Source organism: Xenorhabdus vietnamensis, from assembly GCF_002127535.1.
Lineage (GTDB): Bacteria > Pseudomonadota > Gammaproteobacteria > Enterobacterales > Enterobacteriaceae > Xenorhabdus > Xenorhabdus vietnamensis.
Genome location: NZ_MUBJ01000042.1, coordinates 1 through 8,917, shown reverse-complemented (window position 1 = coordinate 8,917; position 8,917 = coordinate 1). Strand labels below are relative to the sequence as shown.

Below are 8,917 nucleotides of genomic sequence, written 5' to 3'. Positions count from 1 at the left end.
AGTCGGTATTGAGGGGGCAGTCTCATTCCGGCAAGCCGTTGAAAAGGTCGATTACCCACTCTCTGTCATGGCCCATGAACAGGGGGACAGTCTGGTGATCAAACTGGGCTATGGGGCGGACTGGATGGATCCCCCGCAAGCCCGGCGTTTGCTCAATCAGCTTGAGCGCATTTTACACAGCGCGGCAAATGACCCACAACAAGCCCACACGTCTGTGAGTGTCCTCAGTGACCAGGAGCGTCATACTTTATTACACACCTGGAACCAAACCGATGCGCCGTATCCTCAGGATAAGACGCTGCATCAGTTGTTTGAAGCGCAGGCAGAGAAAACCCCGGATCACATTGCGTTGGTGTTTGAAGGGGAAACACTGACTTATCGTGAACTGAACGAACGTGCAAATCAGCTGGCCAGCGTCATCCGTCAGAACGATGAGCGAAACAGTGGCCAACCGCTACAACCGGACACGTTAATCGCATTGTATTTTGACCGCAGTATAGAAATGGTCATCAGTATTCTGGCGGTGTTAAAAGCCGGTGGGGCTTATGTGCCCATTTCTCCCGAATACCCGGCGGAGCGCACCGATTTTATTCTTGAGGATACCCAGGCAACGTTGTTGCTGACACAGCAACGACACCTAGACGTGCTGTCAACGGTGACAACCGGATTGGCGCAAAAGCCGACACTGATCGCAGCAGATAATACTCAGGTCACCGCAGGGATGCCAACGGGCAATCTTCCTGCGATGAGCGGTTCAACAGACTTAGCCTATGTAATCTATACCTCAGGAACGACAGGACAGCCAAAAGGGGTGATGATTGCTCATACTTCACTGATAAATCTTGTGCATGATCAAACTCAAAAATTAGGTTTTTCAACTGATGAGAAGCTGTTATCGGTTGTGGATTATATTTTTGACCCATCGGTATATCACTTGTTCCTAACGCTGTTAAATGGTGCAAGTTTAGTCATTCCAACAAATTGGGATGTAAAGCAACCAGAAGACTTATCGAAGTTGATAGAGCATTACTCAATTAGCCATTTGAGTGCTGCCGCAGGGTATTTAACGTCACTAGGCAAGCCGGAAGGCTGTAATAGCTTAAAACGTGTGATTACAGGTGGAGAAACATGTGCCCATATTTTAAAAGACCTATGGGGAATATTACTCATTAATGAATATGGGCCAACTGAATGCACAGTTGTATCTACCAATGGCCGCCCATCTTTGTCTGCACAATACGCAAACTGTATAGGGAAAGCGGTTGGCAATGCTCAATTGTATGTGCTGGATAATCACCAGAAATTGGTGCCGATGGGAGCACCGGGCGAATTGTACATCGGCGGCGTGGGACTGGCTCGAGGTTATCTCAACCGACCCGAGCTGACCGCAGAGCGCTTTATCGACAACCCATTTGTAACTGAGGCCGATAAAGCCAAAGGCTATACTCGTTTGTATAAAACCGGTGATCTGGTGCGTTGGCTGTCTGATGGTAGTCTGGAATATCTCGGCCGTAACGATTTTCAGGTTAAAATCCGGGGTTTTCGCATTGAGTTGGGCGAAATCGAAAATGCCTTGAATGCGCTGCCTCAAGTGAAACAAGCAGTGGTGATCGATCGTGAGCGTGAAAGTCACCCGTATCTGGCGGCATATGTAGTTCCTGCTGATGGCGACCGGGTTAATGCTGACCAATTAATTGAGCAGTTATCGGCGCGTTTACCTGAGTACATGCTACCTTCGACCTTTACTCAAATTGAATCGGTGCCATTAACCATTAATGGGAAACTGGACCGACGTGCCCTGCCAGAGCCGGAATGGACGGACAGTAATAACTATCTGGCTCCCCGCAACGCGCTGGAAAAACAGTTATGTGAAATCTGGCAGGATGTACTTGGCCTCAAGCGTGTGGGTATTCACGACAACTTTTTCCGCATTGGCGGTGACTCCATCAGCGCAATTAAATTAACCGCCGCCATGCGCCGAGAATGCCAGATCGATGTTCCCCTGTCATTGCTGTTTGAACATAAAATCATTGCCAGTTTGGCCGGACAATTGGGTCAGTTGACCTGCGAGGTGATCCCGCATCAAGAACGTGAGCACTACCCATTATCATTTGCACAAGAGCGGATGTTGTTCATCGAACGCTTTGAACAAGGCAGCAGTGCGTATCATATGCCGCATTTAGTGAAACTCAATGAAGGTACAGATTTATCCGTCTTAGTGAGGGCGATCAATGCCGTGGTTGAGCGCCATCCGGTCATGAAATCGGTGTATCAGACGGATAGTGAAGGGAATAGCTATCAGCAGGTATTGGCTACCGATATTCCTGTCCAGACAACTATCTTATCCGATGAAGATGTCTGGCTGTCAGCTGTGAAAACCGAGATTGCCACCCCATTCGATCTCACCACTGAACCGAGCTTGCGCTTGCATCATTATCAAGTCGCAGACCAGGCGTACCTGCTCTTGATGTGGCATCACATTGCGATGGATGGCTGGTCGATTGATATCTTTATGCAAGAGCTTGCGGCAGCTTATCAATCGCTGAGTGAGTCGCGGGAAGTGTCATTGCCTCCGCTGGATATTACCTACGGAGATTACGCACACTGGCAGCGTGATTATTTGCAAAGCGAAGTCGGTGAACAACAGCGTCATTACTGGCAAGATACCTTGTCCGGCTATGAGCTCTTGCTATTACCCACGGATAAACCCCGCCCGAATCACGTAGACTATACCGGGAATAATTATAATTTTGCGTTAGACGAAAAATTGTCAGCCCAGTTAAGGGCGCTGGCGCAAAAACAAGAAACCACGTTATACACGGTGTTGTTGGCGGCGTTCTATGCCACCCTGTCAAAATTGTCCGGCCAGACGGACATTGTATTGGGGACGCCAACGGATAACCGTCATCACGCCCAAACGCAATCCCTGCTCGGCATGTTTGTGAACTCACTGGCGTTGAGAGCCCAAGTGACCCCAGAGTTAAGCTTTGAGAGATTAATTGCCCATACCCATGACGTCGTCACGCAAGCGAAATCACATCAGGACATGCCGTTTGAGCAATTGGTGGATCTGCTGAATGTTGAGCGTGATATGTCTCGTCACCCGATTTTCCAGGTGATGTTCAGTGTACAAAACTTTGGCAATCATGCAGAGACCGCAGGGTCATTGCCATTGACACCGGTATCATTCAACGATGATCTCTATACCCCGGCGAAGCACGATCTCAGCTTATTCCTGTCGGATGGTCAAACGTGCATCACGGGCATCTTCAACTTTGCTGTCAGTCTGTTTGATGAGATCAGCATCGAACGTATGGCTGAACGGTATCAATGCGTCCTGAAAGCGTTAGTGAGTGATACACACCAACGTTTAGCGGAGTTGGATGTGTTGTCTGAGCAAGAACGCCATACATTGTTGTACGCCCGGAACCAAACCGATGTGCGATATCCACAGGATCAGACGCTGCATCAGTTGCTTGAAGCGCAAGTCGAGAAAACACCGGATCACATTGCGTTGGTGTTTGGAGGAACAACACTCACTTATCGTGAACTGAACGAGCGCGCGAATCAGTTGGCCAGCGTCATCCGCCAGAACTATGAGCAACGCTGTGGTCAATCACTGCAACCCGATACGTTAATTGCGTTATATCTTGACCGTAGTGTAGAAATGGTTATCAGCATTCTGGCGGTGTTAAAAGCCGGTGGGGCTTATGTGCCAATCTCGCCAGAATACCCGGCGGAACGGACGCAATTTATTCTGGAAGATACTCAAGCGCCATTGGTATTGACGCAAATGCAGCATCAAGAGATGTTGTCATCGCTCATTAGCAAGTTGACACACAAGCCTCAGTTGGTGGCAGCGGATGACTCGCAAATTACAGCAGCTATGCCAACAGATAACCTTGCATCTATAAGCAGGTCAATGGACTTAGCTTACGTGATTTACACCTCAGGAACCACGGGCAAACCGAAGGGGGTGTTGCAGTACCACCAAAATGTGGTGAGGTTGTTTGCAGAGACCCAAGCGGATTATCAATTTACTCAGGCAGATATTTGGGTGCTTTATCATGCCTATACGTTTGACTTCAGCGTGTGGGAGCTTTGGGGCGCATTGATATACGGTGGCCGTTTAATTGTACCGACAACATCACTGACCAAAGATGCCGTTGCGTTTTCGCACTTATGCAAAGAACAAGGTGTATCAGTACTGAATCAAACACCGGAAGCTTTTTACGTCTTTAGTGATGTTGTTACCGATCGAAGCATAGAACTGCCGGATTTACGTTATGTTATTTTTGGTGGAGATAAGCTGAATCCAGATAAGTTGCAATCATGGTGGCATGTTTTTGGTGAGCAGCACCCACAATTGATTAATATGTACGGCATTACGGAAACAACGGTGCATGTGACATATAAACCGTTAAACAAGAATGAGCATGTTTCTAACATAGGGCGACCAATAAATGACATGCTGGCGTATGTATTGGATGATCAGCAAAAACCGGTGCCGATCGGTGCGCCAGGCGAGTTATATATCGGTGGGGCGGGTCTGGCACGTGGTTACCTCAATCGTCCCGAGCTGACCGCCGAGCGCTTTATCAATAACCCATTTGCGACCGAGGCCGATAAAGCCAAAGGTTATACCCGTTTGTATAAAACCGGTGACCTCGCGCGTTGGTTGTCTGATGGCAATCTGGAATACCTTGGCCGTAACGATTTTCAGGTTAAAATCCGCGGTTTTCGCATTGAGTTGGGCGAAATCGAAAACGCCTTGAATGCATTGCCTCAAGTGAAACAAGCGGTGGTGATTGATCGTGAGCGTGAAAGTCACCAATATCTGGCGGCGTATGTGGTTCCCGCTGATGGCAACCGGGTTGATGCTGATCAATTGATTGAGCGGTTATCAGCACGTTTACCTGAGTACATGGTGCCCTCAACCTTTACTCAAATTGAGTCAGTACCATTAACCATTAACGGGAAACTGGACCGGCGTGCCCTGCCAGAACCGGAGTGGATGGAAAATAGCAACTATCTGGCTCCCCGCAACGCGCTGGAAAAACAATTGTGTGAAATCTGGCAGGATGTACTCGGCCTCAAGCGCGTGGGTATTCACGACAACTTTTTCCGCATTGGCGGCGACTCCATCAGTGCGATTAAATTAACCGCCGCCATGCGCCGGGAATGCCAGATCGATGTCCCCCTGTCATTGCTGTTTAAACATAAAATCATTGCCAGTTTGGCCGGACAATTGGGTCAGTTGACCTGCGAGGTGATCCCACATCAAGAATGTGAACACTATCCACTATCGTTTGCGCAAGAGAGGATGTTGTTCATCGAACGCTTTGAGCAAGGCAGCAATGCGTATCATATGCCGTATTTAGTGAAACTCAATGAAGACGCAGATTTATCCGTCTTAGTGAAGGCGATCAATGCTGTGGTTAATCGCCATCCGGTCATGAAATCGGTGTATCAGACGGATAGTGACGGGAATAGCTATCAGCAGGTATTGGCGACCGATATTCCTGTTCAAATCACCCGTTTAGCCGATGAAAACACTTTGCTATCAGTTGTGAAAGCCGAGATTGCCACCCCGTTCGATCTCACCACTGAACCGAGCTTGCGCTTGCATCACTATCAAGTTGCAGACCAGACGTACCTGCTCTTAATGTGGCATCACATTGCGATGGATGGCTGGTCGATTGATATCTTTATGCAAGAGCTTTCGGCAGCTTATCAATCGCTGAGTGAATCGCGGGAAGTGTCATTGCCTCTGATGGATATCACCTACGGAGATTACGCACGCTGGCAACGTGATTATTTGCAAAGCGAAGTCGGTGAACAACAGCGTCGTTACTGGCAAGATACCTTGTCCAACTATGAGCTCTTGATATTGCCGACGGATAAACCCCGCCCGAATCACGTAGACTATACCGGACGTAATTGCAATTTTACGTTAGACGAAAAACTGTCAGCCCAGTTAAAAGCGCTGGCGCAAAAACAGGAAACCACGTTGTACACGGTGTTGCTGGCGGCGTTCTATGCCACCCTGTCAAAACTGTCCGGCCAGACGGACATTATATTGGGTACACCAACGGATAACCGTCATCACGCCCAAACCCAATCCCTGCTCGGCATGTTTGTGAATTCACTGGCGTTGAGAGCCCAAGTGACCCCAGAGTTAAGCTTTGAGGGATTAATTGCCCATACCCATGACGTCGTCACGCAGGCGAAATCGCATCAGGACATACCGTTTGAGCAATTGGTGGATTTGCTGGATGTTGAGCGTGATATGTCTCGCCACCCGATTTTCCAAGTGATGTTCAGTGTACAAAACTTTGACAATCATGCAGAAACGGCGGGGTCATTGCCATGGACGCCGGTATCATTCAACGATGATCTCTATACCCCAGCGAAGTATGATCTCAGTTTATTCCTGTCAGATGATCAGGCACGTATCACAGGAACCTTCAACTTCGCTGTCAGTCTGTTTAATGAAGCCAGTATCGAACGTATGCTTGAGCGGTATCAGCGCGTCCTGAAGGCATGGGTAAGTGATACACATCAATATTTAGCGAAGATAGATGTGTTGTCCGCACAAGAACGCCATACGCTGCTGCACACGTGGAACCAGACCGATGCACCGTACCCTCAGGATCAGACACTGCATCAGTTGTTTGAAGCGCAAGTCGAGAAAACACCGGATCACATTGCGTTGGTGTTTAAAAATGAAGCCCTCACTTATCGTGAGCTGAACGAACGCGCAAATCAGTTAGCCAATGCCATCAGTCAGGATTACAAACAAAGTCGGGGTCAACCGCTGCAACCGGACACGTTAATTGCGTTGTATCTTGATCGCAGTTTAGAAATGGTTATCAGCATTCTGGCGGTACTAAAAGCTGGGGGGGCATATGTGCCTATTTCTCCGGAATATCCGCAAGAACGTATTCATTTTATTCTTGAGGATACCCAAGCAACATTGTTGTTGACACAACAGCGACACGTTGAAGCGCTGTCAATGGTGACAACTGAGTTACCGCAAAAGCCGATGCTGATCGCAGTAGATGATACTCAGCGCATTGCAGGGATGCCAACGGACAATCTTCCTTCAATTAGCGGTTCGACTGACTTAGCGTATGTAATTTACACTTCAGGAACCACGGGTAAACCAAAAGGGGTGATGGTTCAATCAAATAGTGTTATTCCTCTGTTCTACGCAGATGAATTTAAACACGGTCAATCCAGCTCTGTATTTTGGACAAATTATGTCTTTGATGTATCTATATATGAAATATTTGCATCACTCTTGTTTGGCGGCAAATTGTTCATTCTACCCAACGAAATACAGTCGGATAGTGAAAGATACTTTGAATTCATAACAGAGAATCATATTGAATTTTCATGGATGCCTCCTTTCATGATAAAGGACTTGGTTCAGTATGTATTAAGCTCAAGGAATTGCCCTCTAAAACGAATTTTAACCGGGCTAGATAAAATATACAGGAGTGATGCGTTATTACTGACTCAACATAATATTGCAGTAATAAACGCTTATGGTACGACTGAAACTTCGATAGGCAGTGTAGCCGTTTATTTCCAGCCATCCGTTGAAAAGCGAGAAATATTAAGTATCGGGCACCCCATCCATAATGAAAAATGCTATGTATTAAATAGCGATATGGAACTTGTACCACTGGGTACACCGGGAGAGCTTTATATAGGAGGTGTCGGTCTTTCACGAGGATACCTTAATCGACCAGCACTTACGGCAGAACGCTTCATAGAGAATCCGTTTGCAACAGGGGAAGATGTCGCTAAGGGTTATACGAGACTGTATAAAACGGGAGATTTAGTTAGATGGTTGCCGGATGGTAATCTGGAATATCTCGGACGCAATGACTTCCAAGTCAAAATACGGGGTTTCCGGATCGAATTAGGTGAAATTGAAAGTGCTCTCGTGGCCCTGAGCGGAATAAAACAAGCCGTCGTGATTGATCGGGAGAAAGAAGGTAAGAAATATTTAGCCGCCTATATTGTACCTGAGCCAGACGTAGTTTTATCTAAAGAGCAGTTACGTTCTCTGTTAGCCTCAAAACTACCGGATTATATGATCCCGGCCTCTTTCACTATGATTGATAACATACCGCTAACGATTAACGGTAAGTTAGATCGTCAGGCGTTACCGGTTCCGGAGTTTGTTACTGAAGTGGATTATATTGCGCCGATAAATGAGCTGGAGCACAAGCTGTGCCAGATCTGGGAAGACGTTTTAGGGGTAGCCCGCGTCGGGATCAACGATAACTTCTTCCGTATTGGCGGTGACTCCATTGTCGGTATTCAGCTGGTTTCCCGGTTACGTCATGCGGGTTTTAGCGTGCAGGTAAAATCGCTGTTTGAGGCACCGACTGTCGCTCAACTGGCCTCTTTGTTATCCCGAATGGCTTCACAAGCCACTGTTGTGGCTGAACAAGGGAGGTTGACCGGTCAGTTTGACTTGTTGCCGGTTCAGCAATGGTTTTTCGACGGTGACTGGGCTTCACCCCATCATTGGAATCAGGCGTTCATGGTGCAGCTGCCGGGGCACATTACTTCGGCTGAGCTAGCATCAGCATTAGTGCAATTGGCCTCCCGTCATGACCTGCTGCGGACTCACTTCGTCTATACTGAAACCGGCTACCAACAGCGTTATCACGCAGAAATCAGCCCCTGGATGGCGCCGTTGCAGTGCTGTGATGTGAGTGAATGTGATGAGCATACCCTGCATCAGACCTTAACCGAGTGGCAGAGTGATTTTGATTATTGCGATGGCCCCCTGTGGCGAGCAGGTCATTTAACCGGCTGGTCGGATGGCAGTGCCCGCCTGTTCTTTGCGTTCCACCATTTAATTATTGATGCCGTCTCGTGGCGCATTATTGCCGAT

General features: G+C 47.9%; 1 protein-coding gene. It reads left to right on the top strand.

The window, feature by feature from the left end; genetic code table 11:
* Window positions 1–8,917: non-ribosomal peptide synthetase (locus Xvie_RS19265; RefSeq protein ID WP_139838903.1), on the top strand; the 8,917-nt coding region annotated here is incomplete at both ends.